The sequence below is a fragment of the Paenibacillus ehimensis NBRC 15659 genome (genome assembly GCF_004000785.1).
Classification (GTDB): domain Bacteria; phylum Bacillota; class Bacilli; order Paenibacillales; family NBRC-103111; genus Paenibacillus_G; species Paenibacillus_G ehimensis.
Genome location: NZ_BILX01000006.1, coordinates 39,482 through 55,203 on the forward strand (window position 1 = coordinate 39,482; position 15,722 = coordinate 55,203).

General features: G+C 52.7%; 15 protein-coding genes and 1 pseudogene. 1 reads left to right on the forward strand and 15 read right to left on the reverse strand.

Features of this window, described 5'->3' with window-relative positions; translation table 11 throughout:
- Window positions 1-12: 12 nt before the first annotated feature.
- From PEH01S_RS05340 to PEH01S_RS05375, 8 genes and pseudogenes are all read right to left on the reverse strand, one after another.
- Window positions 13-837, reverse strand: coding sequence for a ChbG/HpnK family deacetylase (locus tag PEH01S_RS05340; RefSeq protein WP_127484200.1), 825 nt, complete (start codon window positions 835-837; stop codon window positions 13-15).
- 166 nt (window positions 838-1,003) lie between these two features.
- Window positions 1,004-1,993, reverse strand: coding sequence for a LacI family DNA-binding transcriptional regulator (locus PEH01S_RS05345; RefSeq protein WP_025849793.1), 990 nt, complete (start codon window positions 1,991-1,993; stop codon window positions 1,004-1,006).
- A gap of 79 nt (window positions 1,994-2,072) precedes the next feature.
- On the reverse strand, window positions 2,073-2,900 hold the full coding sequence (locus tag PEH01S_RS05350; RefSeq protein WP_127484201.1) for a carbohydrate ABC transporter permease: 828 nt from the start codon (window positions 2,898-2,900) through the stop codon (window positions 2,073-2,075).
- Window positions 2,897-3,778 (reverse strand): carbohydrate ABC transporter permease, encoded by an 882-nt coding sequence (locus tag PEH01S_RS05355; protein ID WP_051570425.1) that lies wholly within the window; start codon window positions 3,776-3,778, stop codon window positions 2,897-2,899. The genes PEH01S_RS05350 and PEH01S_RS05355 overlap by 4 nt, the downstream gene beginning before the upstream one ends.
- 103 nt (window positions 3,779-3,881) lie before the next feature.
- Window positions 3,882-5,213, reverse strand: coding sequence for an ABC transporter substrate-binding protein (locus PEH01S_RS05360; protein ID WP_246062804.1), 1,332 nt, complete (start codon window positions 5,211-5,213; stop codon window positions 3,882-3,884).
- Between the two features lie 359 nt (window positions 5,214-5,572).
- Window positions 5,573-6,130 carry a DUF1697 domain-containing protein gene (locus PEH01S_RS05365; protein WP_127484203.1) on the reverse strand — a complete coding sequence of 186 codons (558 nt, stop codon included), beginning with the start codon at window positions 6,128-6,130 and terminating at the stop codon, window positions 5,573-5,575.
- Between the two features lie 324 nt (window positions 6,131-6,454).
- Window positions 6,455-6,541, reverse strand: a pseudogene (locus PEH01S_RS35340) (ABC transporter permease); the annotation flags it as partial.
- Window positions 6,542-6,601: 60 nt separating this feature from the next.
- On the reverse strand, window positions 6,602-7,561 hold the full coding sequence (locus PEH01S_RS05375; RefSeq protein ID WP_164827684.1) for an ABC transporter substrate-binding protein: 960 nt from the start codon (window positions 7,559-7,561) through the stop codon (window positions 6,602-6,604).
- 250 nt (window positions 7,562-7,811) lie between these two features.
- Here PEH01S_RS05375 and PEH01S_RS05380 point away from each other — a divergent pair, with 250 nt between their 5' ends.
- Window positions 7,812-8,387: a TetR/AcrR family transcriptional regulator gene (locus PEH01S_RS05380; RefSeq protein WP_246062799.1), complete on the forward strand. Its 576-nt coding sequence runs from the start codon at window positions 7,812-7,814 to the stop codon at window positions 8,385-8,387.
- Between the two features lie 8 nt (window positions 8,388-8,395).
- On the opposite strand, the gene PEH01S_RS05385 is transcribed toward PEH01S_RS05380, so the two are convergent.
- The 7 genes from PEH01S_RS05385 to PEH01S_RS05415 form a co-directional block, all read right to left on the reverse strand.
- A complete protein-coding gene (locus PEH01S_RS05385; protein ID WP_025850170.1) occupies window positions 8,396-9,259 on the reverse strand; it encodes a carbohydrate ABC transporter permease in 864 nt (287 codons plus the stop codon).
- A gap of 13 nt (window positions 9,260-9,272) precedes the next feature.
- A complete protein-coding gene (locus PEH01S_RS05390; RefSeq protein WP_025850169.1) occupies window positions 9,273-10,202 on the reverse strand; it encodes a carbohydrate ABC transporter permease in 930 nt (309 codons plus the stop codon).
- A gap of 42 nt (window positions 10,203-10,244) precedes the next feature.
- Window positions 10,245-11,621, reverse strand: a complete 1,377-nt coding sequence (locus tag PEH01S_RS05395) for an extracellular solute-binding protein (RefSeq protein ID WP_025850168.1) — start codon at window positions 11,619-11,621, stop codon at window positions 10,245-10,247.
- Window positions 11,622-11,642: 21 nt separating this feature from the next.
- Entirely contained in the window at window positions 11,643-12,554 is a 912-nt protein-coding gene (locus PEH01S_RS05400) for an amidohydrolase family protein (RefSeq protein WP_025850167.1), read from the reverse strand.
- A 103-nt stretch (window positions 12,555-12,657) separates the two neighbouring features.
- On the reverse strand, window positions 12,658-14,196 hold the full coding sequence (gene argH / locus PEH01S_RS05405) for an argininosuccinate lyase (RefSeq protein ID WP_127484207.1): 1,539 nt from the start codon (window positions 14,194-14,196) through the stop codon (window positions 12,658-12,660).
- 188 nt (window positions 14,197-14,384) lie between these two features.
- The gene (locus PEH01S_RS05410) at window positions 14,385-15,266 is read right to left on the reverse strand and encodes an ATP-binding cassette domain-containing protein (RefSeq protein ID WP_025850165.1); all 882 of its coding nucleotides are present in this window, start codon (window positions 15,264-15,266) and stop codon (window positions 14,385-14,387) included.
- Window positions 15,263-15,703, reverse strand: coding sequence for a GntR family transcriptional regulator (locus PEH01S_RS05415; RefSeq protein ID WP_307720071.1), 441 nt, complete (start codon window positions 15,701-15,703; stop codon window positions 15,263-15,265). The genes PEH01S_RS05410 and PEH01S_RS05415 overlap by 4 nt, the downstream gene beginning before the upstream one ends.
- Window positions 15,704-15,722: the final 19 nt, after the last annotated feature.

The window sequence follows — 15,722 nt, forward strand, 5'->3', positions numbered from 1 at the left end:
TGTGCTAGCCCACTAGAAAAACCATTCATCAAGCGGGGGCAGCTTCTCCGTTACTACGGATGCTTCATCGTATCGAATGGGCACGATTCCTTTCTCCTTGCATAGCTGCAGGATTTGCGGATCGGTGAAAAGCCTCGCCTCCAACACCCTGCTGGCGGCAAGCTCCCCTCCGGAAATATGTTTGTTTCCCAGCATTCTCATTTCACAGGTATCGATCGCCGGATGACCAACATATAAATATTGTCCCTTATCAGCGGCTCTAAGGCGCGAAACGATATCATCAATTAGATGATCCGTTTCTTCTGCCCTCCGTAAAGAAGAGCAAAAACGACTCCAGTATAACAATCCTTCTTTATCCGCCCATTCCGCCATCCGCTCCTCCATACCGGGCACATGGTACTCTGGAAACATGTGGGTATCGACATAAGTGATTCGGAACCCCAACCGTCTAAGCTTGTCCAGTTGCGCCTGAATCTCAAGCATGATCTCGTCCAAATCAGGCTTTTGCACCTCAAATACTTGCGGAGAAGGCGTAAACATTCCGTTCCCGTCGACTAAGGTAGAGACTTGGGAAGTCGGCAGAACAGGTCCCCACTTTACTTGATCCCATTCCGCGTTCAAAGTCGCATGTAAGCCAAAGCAAACATCTTCATGTCCGATCAGCATTTCTGCGGCTTCTTCTATAAACCGGCAAGGAGCCATTAAAGAAACATTTTTTAAAAATCCGGCTTTTAAAGCTTCTGCGATGCCTACATTGGCCGAATGAGAGCTGCCGCAATCATCTGCCCTGGTTATAAGCCGGATTGTAGGTTCATTTCCAATCGATTCCCGGAGCATGGTTCACTCCCCCATTTCGATCCTCGATGTTAAAATTTTGGGACAGCATGACACCAAATTTTGTGTCAACCGGTTGACATCAAGAGTGCAATCGGATGCCGGCTCTTGTTCTGCAGCCATGCGCCCGTTATTTTGTTCATCCGTCATTAAGTCCCTATTCAAAAGTTCACGTCGTATCCCGCTGCATAAGTGTCACTGGAAACGAATTTATCATCGAAACCTTTTCCCCTTCGAGCTGCTTTACAATCAATTCGATGGCGCATTCGCTCATTTCCCGAATAGGTTGCCTTATGGTTGTCAGGCGGGGCGATACCAAGGTTGCAATTCCCACGTCGTCATATCCGACAATTTTCATTGCTTGCGGGATCGTTTTCTTTAATTGATGACAAGCTTGAATGACCAAGGCAGCTATGGCGTCGCTGGTGGCAAATACTCCGTCCGCATCCGGATGCTCTTGAAAAAATCGTACTAGCTCATCCACATTCCGCTTATCGCCTAAATCGGTTAACTCCAGCTCCAAGCTAACTTGTTCGATCCCGGTATCTTGAAGTTCGTCCATAAAGCCTTGAAATCTCTTGCTTGCCAGCAATGCGGCGTGATGCGGCCCGCCTATTCCCCCATAAATATACGCCAGCTTGCGACAGCCTTTGTCGATCAACAACCGAGATGCGAGTTTGCCTCCCATATAATTATCCGAAGTAACAATCGGAATATTATTGGCGACTGTACGATCAAACGATATGATCGGCAAATTTAAATTAAGATAGTGTTTGACATCCAGCACATTGCTGCCCATAACAATCGCGTCCACTTGATTCTTTTTCAACATGTCGATATACTTCCGTTCTTTCGAAATATCGCGATTGGAGTTGCATAGCAGCACCTTATACCCGTTTTGATCAGCATAATACTCAAGATGATAAACCAGCTCGCTAAAAAAAGGATGAGATACTGTAGGAATAATCAGACCGATCATATTCGATTTTTTTCTAAACAAGGAACGAGCCATTTCATTTGGTTGATAATTCAGCTCCTTCATTGCCTGACTTACCTTATCCCGTGTCGCTTGACTGATATATCCCCGGTTATTGAGCACGCGGGAGACCGTGGTTACCGAAACCCCTGCTTTTGCTGCTACATCTTCGATTTTAGGCATAAATGCACACCTTACTTTTTTTTAAGGAAATTATACACTTTTTTGAACATATTTTCAGCCTCGAAGATGTATGGGATTTTTATTTCAGGGCCCCTTCCGTAATTCCTTTGACGATCTGTTTTTGAAGAAAAAGATATAAAATCAGCACCGGTATAATCGTCATAACCAATCCTGCCATCAAAGGACCGTAATCAACAGAGTAAGACGAGAAAAAAGAAAACGTGGAGAGAGGCAGCGTTCTCTGTTCCGGCGACAGCAAAACCAAGCTGGGCAACAAGTAATCATTCCAGATCCAGAGCACATCCAGAACTACAAGCGTTACGAAAACCGGTCTCAGCAGCGGCAAGATAATCTGGAAAAACGTTCGCAGCCTCGAGCTCCCCTCTATAAAAGCCGACTCTTCCAATTCGTAAGGAATCCCTTTGATGAACCCATGGAACGTAAATACGCCGAACGGCACGCCAAACCCCAGATACATAAACAGCAAAGTTGCTTTCATATTCAACAGGTCCAGCTTTCCGTATAGCATGACCAGCGGGATCATGATGACCTGGAACGGAAGCGCCATGGATGCCAGCATGATAAAGAATAGTATTGCGTTTAGCTTCCATTTGAAACGAACGAACAAATACCCTGTCATCGACGAGAAAATAAGAATGATGAAAACGGCAACCGCCGTAATAACGAAAGAATTCAAAAATCCTTGCATAAAGTCCATGTTTTTATACGCGCTGATATAGTTTCCGAAAAGCAGGGCTTTAGGGGGAGACAAAGGATTTTCCACAAACTGCTGCGTTTTTTTGAAAGAATTCATGACGACCAATAAAAAGGGAGTTAAAAATACAAATAAAAGGATATACAGCAACGCTGATTTGATTTGTGAGGTTGATTGTCGAGTATGGATCATGATTCGACCTCCAGTTTCTTCAGCAGGTAAGATTGAGTAAGCGCAAGCAAGGCTATCACAGCAAATAAGACAACCGCTTCGGCCTGACCCGTTCCAAATTGATTAGATAGAAATGCCTTTTGAACGATATGATACGAGGCCATCTCGGTCGAATGGAACGGTCCGCCTTTAGTTAAAGCCAGATTTATATCATAAGCTAAAAATGAGCGCGAAATGGAAATGAATACGCTTATGACGATTGCCGGAATCGAAAGCGGCAAAATGATTCTCCGAAGTATCGTAGAGTTGTTCGCCCCATCCATACTGGCGGCTTCCAATACGTCATTAGGAACACCCGAGAATCCGGCTATATAAATGAGCATCAGATAACCAACCAATTGCCAAGCCGTTGCAATGACAAGCGCCCAAAAGGCGGTATCCGTATCGGTCAACCAAGATGATTGAAACAAGGCCCATCCGTATTTATTGCCCAGATACGGCAATACTTGTGAGAATAGAGTCTGCCATAAATAACCCAGTACGATTCCGCCAATTAAATTGGGTGTAAAAAATCCCGTTCGAAGCCATTTCTCTCCTTTCACTCCTCTAGTTAGCGCCAGCGCGATGAAGAAAGCCGCGATGTTGGAGATCAATACGGTACATAATGCATATTTGACGGTAAACCACAATTGGGTGAGAAATACGTTGTCATGAAACACCTTTGAGTAATTAGCCAGACCAATGAATGTACTGCTGGTCATTCGTACGTCCCAATTCGTAAACGTCAAATATAATCCAACCAGAAACGGGATCAAGACAACAGCACCAAACGCAAAAATTGAAGGAGCCCCGAAAAGCAAAAACATTCCTGCATTCCTTATAAATATGTTTTTCTTCATGATGCTGCACCCTTTACAACCAGTATTTTAACTGCCTTTAAGTAAAAGATGGGTAAAGGCGGAGCCTATTCACCCATCTTTTACATCTCAGCGAGTCAAGTCCCTATTTACCGGAATATGATTTCCAATACATTTGAACTTCATCCGAGAGTCCCTTGCGATCGACCTTTCCTACCAAGTATTTTTGCATAGACGCCCCCGTCTTGGACCACCAGTCTGTCGGAAGATAATTGATCACTCCGATATTAATAACTTGTCCTTGATCTACATATTTGGTTACGGCATCGGATATCACATTCGTGCCTTTTGCCTTTACCTCCTTGTAAGGCATGGAGAGACCCATTTTATTAACGATCGCCGATTGCCCCTGCTCGCTTGTCACCATCCATTCGATGAACGCTTTGGCGGCATTTTGCTGCTCGGAAGTGGACCCTGATTTATCAATGGCCAATAACTTCGGTTCGCTGTAAGCTACTTGCGTATTGCCGTAGTCAGTCGGATTATTGCTAATCGGCACCGGAATCATTCCAAACTCTTTGTCTCGTCCTTCAAGCGTTCCGATGACAGCCCAGGTCCAATCTCCCATAAAGTAGAACGCCGTGTTGCCTTTTGCGAAATCCCCGCTGTCTTTCATATAGTCTGCAACAAGCGGGTCATTTTTTCTCGCATTATATTTTTTCAACAAGTCGAAGGTATCCATCAAACCGCTAAATTGAGGATTATTCGCCAATTGAATATCGCCCTTTTTCAGACTCTCTACGAATTTGCGGTTCTCATCCACGTTTTTCGATTGCAATGAATAGACCAATCCCAGATAGTGAGCGCCCAGAGACCAATCCGCTCCGTGAATCATCACCGGAGCCTTGCCGGAGGCTTCAATTTTCTTAAACAACGCTTCCAAGTCATTGCGGGTTTTCACAGAGGCCGGATCAAAGGTTCCCCCGATCGCCTCCTCTACAACTCTTTTGTTATATAGCAAGCCGTATCCTTGAGCTGTCCATGGAATGCCAAGGAATTTTCCGTCCAACAGAGCTCCATCAACCGCCCCTTGCTTCGTTAGCTTTTCGTATTTCGCTTTCTCCGACGCTAGGTCCAGAAAATTGTCTTTAAATTGTAAAACGGTTGCCGGGTCAAGATTTGCGATCGTGGCCGGCTTGCCGGAAGCTATTAAGGATTGAAATTTTTCCAGCTGCCCTCCGCCGATTGGCGTTGGAATCAATTCTATGGTCACATTGGGATTCAGCTCATGATAAGATTTAAACAAGTCCTCAAATACATTGTTTACTTCGGCTGAAGTGTTAAAGAAAGTGATCTTTACGTCTTTGGTCTGTTTGGTCGTTTCCGCCGAAGGGCTGGAAGCATCGTTTTTGGAGCAGGCCGCCAATGAAGAAAGCAATAAAGCAGAACAAATTCCCAATGTGATGCTCTTCGTCATTTTCAAAATCTTATCCCCCTTACTTATCGTTTTTGAATGCGTATTCAAATCCTATTCACCCTTATGATAACCGGTTGTCATATTATATGTCAACCGGTTATCATATTTTTTTAAAAGCAAAATAGATTGCCTTTCAATACAATTTTATAAATCAATTATTTCGGTTAACCATCTTGGGGGTGGAGGAAAAAGAAGCGAGGAACCGTGTTGAAAAAGTGATGAAGGAACAGGAATCTCAGCACTACAGGCATGCAGCGGCAGCCTTGGACTGGAAAATTACGTCCTGGATTGCCGCTGCGCCGCCCTTGATCTCATCGCTGCCAAAAAGGGATTTCTCTTTCATATGATAATGTCCGCATTCATCCAATCCATTGTTTTTCTGCTGCCAGCATAAGCTCATATATTTTACGTGTCGTATTTACATTCCTTATCGTCATCTGTTGATACAATTTGGTACCAACCAACTTTGTCATGCTGCCTTTAGTCACGTTTATTTTGTCAATCGCCCATAGAATCGCACCTGGAGCATACTTCACCGTTTCGATCTCCGGTTTGAAGGTCAGCTTATCGAGAACGGACTCGTCATTGATATCTTCCCATAAAAAAAGAACGTCGCTCCTCATTTTATCATCGTTTGTCCATGATTCGGGAAGCGAGGACATTACTTTTTTCATGTCCTCTAAACTAAGCACCAGCACCTTGATATGCAATCCGAAGGTATCCAAAATAGCTTCTTCGAGAATATGCGCCAGCTCATCTTTGGAGTGGCCGGCGGTTGTAAAAATGATATTGCCCGAATTGATATAAGTTACGACGTTTTTCATTCCGGCTTGCTCGAATGATTTTTTTAGTATCTTCATATCCACTTTGTTGTTTCCTCCGACATTGATCCCGCGGAGTAGAGCAGTATATACCATAATTACCTCCCGGATTGGTATAATTTCAGAAGGAAGTTATTTATCCTTGGATTTCAATGTTAACAGAAATTAACTCAAAAAAATATCGGGATCCAAAAAAAATGCCAGTACTGTCCAGTACAGCCAAATGTTCAACGAGGCGATGGCCAACAGTTTTGCGACAACCGATAACCATCATTCCCTTCTTTGCCAACTTAAGTACTCATTAGTTGCCACATAAGACAAAAAAGCCGACCTAAAGGTCGACTTTTTGCATTTATGGAGCCGAGGGGGATCGAACCCTACCAAAAAAAGCAACTTATCAGCGGATGGATTCCCTCTCCCCACCGGCTGATTTTCGGCAAAGGCGCGAATTCCCGACGGCATTAATTCGGTCGGCACGAACGCCGAGCTAATGAACAGGAAAATAACGGATGCCTGATTTTTGGCAAGTTTGGCTTTAGTACGATAAAGCATGTAGTTTTTAATCTTCTACAGGCTGTCGAACCTTTGGCGAATGTCTTCCAGCAGCAGCTTGGCCGCGATAATGCCGCCGGACGTGTTCCAGATCGGCTCGTTGACGACGAAGGCCCGCTTCGTTTTGACGACGGTCATGTTTTGAGCGAGCGGGCTGCCCAGCCATTCCTCGGCCGTTTTCTTGGCCCCGGTGTCCCCCTGACGGTCCGAGACGAAATAGAACATCACGTCTCCGTCGAGCACGGTCATTTGCTCCTGCGTAATGTCCGCGGAGAAATCGTCCTTGTTCTGGGCGTCTGGACGGGCAAAGCCGAGCTGGCTCAAAATGATTCCGGCGAAGTTATTCTTGTAATAGACGCGCACCTTGCCGGGCTGGAAGCGGGCAAGTGATACGCGCATGTTCGTCTTGTCGCCCAAGTGCGCTTTGGTCTGCTCGACCGCTTTGTTGTAATCGTCCAGCACGGCCTTGCCTTCGGCTTCTTTATTCAGCGCCGCGGCATACAGCTTGAAGTTGTCGATCATGCTGTCGCCCAAATTTTCCGTAAAAACCGTAGGGGCGATAGCGGACAGCTGCTGGTAAATTTTCTCCTGGCGCACCTTCGTCCCGAGAATCAAATCCGGCTTCAGCGTCGCAATGACCTCGACATTCGGCTGCGTCTCGTCGCCGATCATCTTCACGTCGGCCATCTGCTCCTTAATATGCTCGAACCACGGGTCGCCGATCCAGGATTTCACAGCGGCTACCGGCTTAATGCCGAGCGCCAGCAGCGATTCGGTGCCCTGATTCGTCAGAACGACGACCCGCTGCGGGGTGCCTGTGATTTTCGTCTCCCCCATGGCATGCTTAATCGTCCGGGACGCCGGTTCCTGCGCAGGCTGCTGCCCCGCCTCCGGCTTTCCGCTCCCTCCGCCGCCGCAAGCCGCAGCGACCAAAGAGAGAACCAAGACAATGGCTAGCACGGAAATCTTTTTCAACCTGAATCCCCCAAATCCCTTGAACAACAACGATAACTTCCCCTTTCCGCAATCAACAAGCTGTTAATTTGATAATGATTATTATTATCAATTAAGATTCTAAAAAAGCTCCCGTTCGCCGGGACCAAGCCGATAAACCAACAAGCGTTACAATTGTCACTTATGTTACACTTGTAACATTAAACGATATTGTCCGGTTATGCAATAACCTTGACGCTCCCTGGGGGCGAAAATGGACAGATGAAAGGAAGTGTCACACTTGGGCGAGGCTGCAGGCAAGCTCTCCTTACGGTCGCAGGAATGGATTCAGACCGCGCTGTTTCAGTTAATGGAAAAAAAGCCCTACTCTCTCATCTCCATCACGGAGATTGCAGATAAAGCAGGACTTGCGCGTCAAACCGTGTACCGGAACTTTCAGGACAAAGACGAAATTTTATTGAATTACTTGACCCGGCTGATGAGCGGCGTATGGAAACATACCGACGGCGGGCAGCCGTACACGGAAGCGATGTTCGTGCTGCTGTTCCGCACCTGGAGGGACAGCATTCCCCCGTCGCTGATCCTGAACATCAAGGGCCGGGACCGCAAAATCCGGCAGCTTATTTTCCGCAGCATCTGCGATTGCCACGATGACCTGTTTATCGGCGGAAGCCGCCGCGGGGGCGATACACCGTCCGAAATTTACCGCCTGTACGGGCAAAAATCGTTCTCGGCCCTCCTGCACATGATGCTGATCGAGTGGACGCTGCAGGAATTTCATTTGTCTCCCGAGGAGATCGGCCGAGTCGTCAGCGAGCTGTCGGCTTCGATGCGGAAGTTTCTGTGAACTGCCGCCTATTTGAGCCCGGTAAGCGCGATGCCGCGGACGATCTGCTTCTGAAAGATCATAAACAGCAGAATCAGCGGCAGCACGGAGACGGTCGCTCCCGTCATGATCAGCACCCAGCCGCTCGTGTCCTTCAGCTCGCTGGAGAAGAACGCCACGCCGACCGGAATCGTGAAATGCGTCTCCGTCTGCGTCACGATGAGCGGCCAGATGAACGCGTTCCAGCTGCCGAGAAACGACAAGATCGCCAGCGTCGCAAGCGCGGGGCTCACCAGAGGCACAGCGATGCGCAGCATGATGCCCCATTCGTTCATGCCGTCAATCCGCGCCGCGTCGAGCAGGTCCGAGGGCACCGACTCCATGAACTGCTTCATCAGGAAAATGCCGAAGGCGCTGACGAGCCCCGGAAATAAGACGCCGACGTACGTATCGACCCAGCCGAGCTTGGCGGACAGCAGATACCACGGAATGATCAGCATCTCCGTAGGCACCATCAGCGTGCTGAGAATGGCAATAAAAATAAGCCGTTTCCCGGCAAACGTAAATTTCGCCAGCACGTACCCCGCGACCGTATCGAACAAGCATACGCTTGCCGTCATAATCACCGCGATCATGAAGCTGTTGTACACCCAGTCCGTAAACGGCGTCGTGGCGAACAATTCCGCATAATTGGCCAGCGTCGCGCGATCCGGCACAAGGCTGAGCGAGAAGACGTGCTGCGGCGTCTTGAGGGAGGTGGCAATCATCCATAAAAATGGAAATACCATCGCGAGCGTGCCCGCGGTAAGCAGCGCATAGCTTCCAAGCTGCGGAAGCCGGGAAGGACGGAACGCCGGTCCGGACAGCGGCCGGCTTTGGTTGGCTTGGCTCATCGGCCGTTCCCCCTTAATATTCGATCTTCTTGCTCAGCACCTTAAGCTGCAGCAGCGACAGGACCAGGATCAGCGCGAAGAGCACGACGGTAGCGGCCGCCGCCTGCCCCATGTTGAAGTGCTTGAACGCGAGATTGTAAATGTACAGCACGAGCGAAACGGTCGAGTTGAGCGGTCCGCCGGACGTCATATTGAGCACCTGCGTGAACGATTGCAAATAATCGATGCTGCCGATGACAACGGAAAATACGATCACCGGGTTGAGCAGCGGCAGCGTGATATGCGTGAACCGCCGCCACGCTCCCGCGCCGTCGATGGCGGCCGCATCGTAGTACAGCCGCGGGATGCCCTCCAGCCCCGTCAGGAAGATCAGCATCTGAAACCCGACGCCCTGCCAGATCATGGCGGCGGTGACCAGATAGATCGCCTGGGACGGCGAGCCCAGGAACAGCTGCGGATCGAGCCCGAGCGAGAGCAGGATGCCGTTGACGACGCCGTTCTTCATCAGCATCCAGCGGAACACCCAGCTGACTGCCACCACGCTGGTGACGTACGGGATAAAATAAATCGTGCGGAACAGGCCGCGCAGCCGGCCGATGCGCTGCAGCAGCAGCGCTACAGCCAGTCCGGCGGCGATCTGCCCCGGCACGCCGGCCAGCACGTAGATCAGCGTATTTTTCAGCGCCTGCAGGAACACATCATCCTGAAACAAGGCGGCGTAATTGCCGAGCCCGACAAACGGCTTCTCCTCGGACAGCATATCCCATTCCCGGAAGCCGACGTTAAACGAATACAGGATCGGCAAAATGCGGATACAGACGAAAAAAAGCAGCGGCAGCAGCAGGCAGGTGTACACGAACACATACCGCTGCTTTTTCACGCCGAGCCCCCGTTTCTGAGGAGCCCGGCTCCTGGCGGCCGGCAGCGCTTCGGCACGCTCCATAGGTTGTTCCCTCCTCGTCTTTCTCGCAGCGCGCACGCCGCCTTATTTTTTATCCTGCTTCGCCCAATAATCGTCGAACAGCTTCTGCGTCTTCTTCACGAGCTCGTCGTACGCCTTCTCGACCGGCACCTGCTTCAGCGTCACTTGATCGACCGCCTCCACGAAGTAGTCGCGCTCCAGCTTCTCGTCCACGAAGAAGTGCGCATGCGCATAGGGCAGCTGCTGGATGAACGGACCGAGCTTCTCGTCCTTCGCGTATTTGTCCTGCAACGCGACCTCCTTCTTCGCCGGAAGCTCCCCGACCTTCTCCACCCACTGCTCCTGCACTTCCTTACTGGTCAGAAACTTCAGGAACTCGGTCGCCGCCTCCAGCTTTTTGCCTTTCACGCCCTTCGTAATGGAGTTGGCCCAGAAGGATACCTGCGTCGCTTTGTCCTTGTACGAAGGAAGCGGCGCAATCGCATACTTGAGGTCGGGCGCATCCTTCTTGATTCCGCCGAGCTGGAACGATCCGTCGATATTCATCGCGGCCACGCCCTTCTTGAAGGCGGTAATGTCGTCGTTATAGAAATCCTTGGTGCCGACCTTATGTACCAGCGACAGGTCGATTAAATACTTGAACGCCTCCAGCCCGGCCGGAGAATCCGCCCACAAAATTTTACGCCGGTCGTCGCTGATATCTTTGCCCCCTGCCTGATACACGAGCGCGTCGCGGTACCAATGATGAAGCTGCGCGTTCGGCTGCCAGGCCAGCCCTTCGACGACGTACTGCCCGTTCTTGTCCTGCTGCGTCAGCTTCCTCGCGGTGTCGACCAGCTCGGTCCAAGTGGCCGGCGGCTTGCCCGGATCGAGCCCTGCTTTGGTGAACAAGTCCTTGTTGTAAAACAAGGCGAGCGTGCGCACGGCGGTCGGAATCGCGTAATATTTGCCGTTCAGCTTGGCCGTATCGACGAACGGGAAAAACTCCTTCTTGATCTGCTCCTCGGAGAAGGCGCTCTCCGGCAGCGGCTGCAAATAGCCCGACGAGACGTATTTCGGCAGCCAGCCGTAGTACAGGTTAATCATATCCGGCCCCTTCCCCGCGGGCACGAGGGCCGCCACTTTCTCGTTGTACTGGTCGTACGGGAAGTTCGTCTGCTTGACGGTAATGTTCGGATGCTTCTTCTGGAACTCGTCGATGAGCGCGGCGATCAGCTCGACCTTCGCCGGGTACTGGTACTGCCAGTACTCGATGGTGACTTTCTCCTCTTGGCCGGATTCCGCCGTCTTCTGAGCGCCCTGCCCCGATTGCCCGTCTTCTGCCGGCGTCTTGGCTCCCCCGGAGCCGCCGCAGGCGGACAGCCCCACGGTTAAGCCAAGCGCAAGCGCGGCAGCGCTCCAAGGCGTATAACGATAACGCCGACGATGAGTGCTCTTCATGATTTTCCAGTCCCCTTTGGTCTATATTAAGTTCAACAGTCTTCTTGCGTTATTGCCGAAAATGTTCTCGAGCTCCGTCTCGTTCATCCGCAGCTCGCGGCAGGAGCGCACCTGGTCCTGCAAGTAGCGGTAGACGAACCCACGCGGGAAGCTGCTGGAATCCGTGCCGAAAATAATCCGCTCGGGACCGATCAGCTCGTAGCATTTGCGGAACAGCATATCGAGGTTCAGCTCGTAGGGCGTCCAGCGCATCCATTGGTTCGACCCGGACGTATCGATGAATATATTCGGGCAGCTCCAGCACAAGTGCAGCAGCTCTTGAAAGTAACCCGCGCCGAAATGCGGGATGATGAACGGAATATCCGGGTATTCCCGGGCCACGTTAAAGATCGCCAGCGGATTGATGTTGAGGTGCGAGGCGATGCCGCCGGTATGGCCAAGCAGCCCGAAATGAATGAGCACCGGCAGCTTCCGCTCGGCGAGAAACCGCCACACCGGCGTCAGCTTCGGATCGTGAAACGGAATTTCCACGAGCGGGCCGAACAGCTTGTAGCCTTTCAGGCCGAGCGTGTCCACGGCTCTTTGCAGCTCTTCCGCCGCATTCGGCTCCTCGATGGAATGGTGCGCGAAGCCGGTAAACCGGCCGGGGTATTTGCCGATCTGCTCGGCCAGATCATCGTTGCTCCAGGCGGTCAGGAAATTGATTCCGCCGATGCCATAGCGGTCCAATTCGGCCGCCCAACGGTCGATGAGCGGCCGGGCGGCATCCTGATCCTCTTCCGCCGGAGGCTCCGGGAAATCCCACGTCAGGCGCATCCGCTCGGAGCGCAGCGCATTCTGGCTTCGGATTGCCGGATTGCCGGACATAAACGGCAGCGGATAAGGCAAATGGGCATGAATGTCGAATACTTGAAAGCCTTCCTTGAATAACATCGAGGTTCCACCTTCTGTCTTTAGGTTAGCAAGCGATACAAAAAAAAGGAGATGAACGCCTGCTGCTTCGGAAAGCAAAAAGGCTTCATCTCCGGCGGTCCGGTCAATGGATAGGCAGGTTCGGGCGGGAGGTGCGCCGCTCCGCCCACTCGGCCACCGTATGATTTACCTGACGCCGCGCGCGTTCGATCGCGTCCCGCTTCTCCAGCAGCCACGCTTCGTCCCGCTCCTGACGCTGCCTTTGCCCCGCCAGCGCCCGCCACACTTCGTCCGGGCTCGGACCTCCGGGCAGCTTGCGGATATTCACGAAGTGCTGCGGGCTAAGGGCGCGGCGCAGCTCTTCCTCCGTGAGCGCAAGCGGGCGGCCGATCGTCCCGCGGGCCGCATCGTTCAGCAGCTCCAGCGTGAGCTGGCCGGCGGACCGGCCAAGGCGGACCGCTTCCTTCACCACGCGGCTGACGATGTCGTGCGCCGTACGGAACGAAAGCCGCTCCGTCCGCACGAGCGTATCGGCCAGCTCGGTCACGGTCGCGAAGCTGCCCTCGGCCCGGGCGCGCAGCCCTTCCTTGTTGATCCGGAGCGTCGCGATCACGCAGCCGAGCAGCCGGTACACCGATTCCAGCGTATGCAAGCTTTTCCAGGCATACGGCTGCATGTCGTCCTCCGTATCGACGATATCGCCGAACGGCGTATTATGCATCATCGTCAGCACGGTCTGCGCGCTGCCCGCGCAGCCGGACAAGAGCGAGCGTATATGCTCGATCGAGACGGGGTTGCGCTTCTGCGGCATGATCGAGCTGATCTGCACGTAAGGCGCGGCCACGCGGAGCACCGCGAATTCCTGCGTGCTCCAGAGCAGCAGCTCCTGCACGAAGCGCCCCAGATTGAGCGCGGCGAGCTGCACGGCGGTCGCGATTTCGCCGATATAATCGGCGCCGCTGACCGCATCGTAAGCATTCTCAATCAGGCCGTCGAAGGCGAGCAGCTCGGCCATCCGTTCCCGGCTGATCGGGAAGCCGGACGTCGTCAGCGCTGCGGCGCCCATGCTGCTGCGGTTGCAGTTGGCGTAAGCCGCTTGCAGGCGGCGGATATCCCGGCCGAGCGAATCCGAGACGGCGGCCGCGTAGTGGGCCATGGTCGTCGGCTGCGCCTGCTGCGTATGCGTGTAGCCGATCATCACCGTGTCCGTATGCTCGGCCGCGAAGCGCAGCAGCCGGTCGTGGAGCCGCAGCGCCGACGCGATCGCTTCGAGCAGCTTCTTTCGCAGCGTCAGCCGGTAGATCGCGATGCCCATGTCGTTGCGGCTGCGGGCCAGATGCAGATTGCCCGCCGCCTCGCCTGCGTGCTGCAGCAGCTCATGCTCCACTTGAAAAAACAAATCCTCGAACTGCCCCGTATATGCGCCTCCCCGAAGCTTCGTCAGGTCGACGGCTTCGAGCGCGGCGGCGATGCGCTCCGCTTCCTCCTGGCGGATCAGCCCCTGCTCCCGAAGCATCAGCAGATGCGCCTTATTGACCTCAAGCATCGGCTCCAGCAGTTCCGCCTTGGCCTGCTCATAGGCGGGCTCAAGCACGACCTCGGCATACGTTTTGCCCGGAAAGCAGTCTCCTTCCGCCTGCAGCCATTCGTCCTTCTGAACCAACCGGTGCGCCCCCTTCGCCGGACGTCCGTAAATAAAAAAAGACACTTTCCACCCAGCGGGCGGTACGTGTCTCCGGTAGTCCGGTAGATTTTTTAACTATTCCCATAAAATTACTATGCTTTAATCGAAATCATACCCCCGAACCCCGGGAATGTCAATAGAAAAAACGGGATTCGCGTATGATTCACCTAACGCGCGCCCTTCTCCAGCAGCCGGTCCAGCAATTCGTCCAGCGGGAGCGGCTGCTCCTTCGTAACTTGGATTCCGTTATCGGACAGGAAAGTCAAGGTTGCCGTACGGTCGCAGGTAACCAGCTGCGGAAACGGGCTTTCGCTCCAATCGACCGCGCCAGGGATATCCGCCAGACGGGGCAGCGGTTCTCCGGATAACCAAAGCCGACGCCACGATGCGATCAAGGCATCTTTTTCGTAAGGGCCTTCCAAAGCGCCGTTTCTCAGCAAAAGAATACAATCCGCGAACTGCCGGATATCTTCGACCGAATGGGTGGACAGTACGACGGTCCGATCCATAATCTCCGCATCCTCGACGAGCATCTCCTTCAGACGATTGCGGCTGGCGATATCCAGCCCGTTCGTCGGCTCATCGAGGAGCAGCAGAGGCGCATGCGTACTCAGCGCGAGCGTTAGCGCCGCCTTCTTCCGGTCCCCCTGCGACATCTTGCCGTACCTCTTATCGAGCGGAATACGAAAAGCCGCCGCGCGCCTGGCGAAATCGTCATCGTCCCACGTTGCGTACCAGCTGCTGATAAAATCCCCCATCTGCCGCAGCGTAAAGGGCTCGCAGCCGTCCAGCGGATCGGGGACAAAAGCGACCTGCGTCTTGATGGCCTGCTCCTCCTGCGAATACGTTTGGCCGAAAATTTCCAGCGTACCGGAGGTCGGCTTCATCAGATTCATGAGGCACTTGAGCAGCGTCGTTTTGCCCGAGCCGTTCGGGCCCACTAACGCATACGTCAGGCCATGCTCCAGAGCGACATCGATCGGTCCCAGCCGAAAGTCGTCGCGTTGTTTCGTGAAGCGCTCCAGCCGGAGAGCACTTGGGGAAGTCATCCGTCTCGCCTCCTTTCCTTCAACATTTCGGCCAAAATCTGCTCGAACGTTTGCCGCGTTTGCTCCGGATCGTGCCGGAGCCGGAAGCTCATTTCAATTGCCGCACGGAACGCATGGTGCAGACTGGCGTCCGCGACTTGCTTCTTCTCGCCCTCCTGCACCTCCGCTACGAACGTTCCTTTTCCTTGCACGGTTTGAATAAATTTCCGCTGCTCCAGATTTTGATATGCCCGGTTCACCGTAATGACGCTGCAGGCCAGGTCGCTGGCGAGCGACCGGATCGAAGGAAGCGGCGTGCCCGGTTTGAGCTGGCCGCTCACGATGAACGATATCAGCTGCTGTTCAATTTGATGATAGATCGGCTCCCGGCTGTGTTCCGAGATGTGTATCGGTAGCTGGATCGCTGCCGCCTCCTTTCTGAGAAGTCCGGTGATCACGCGGCCACTGTGCGGGCGG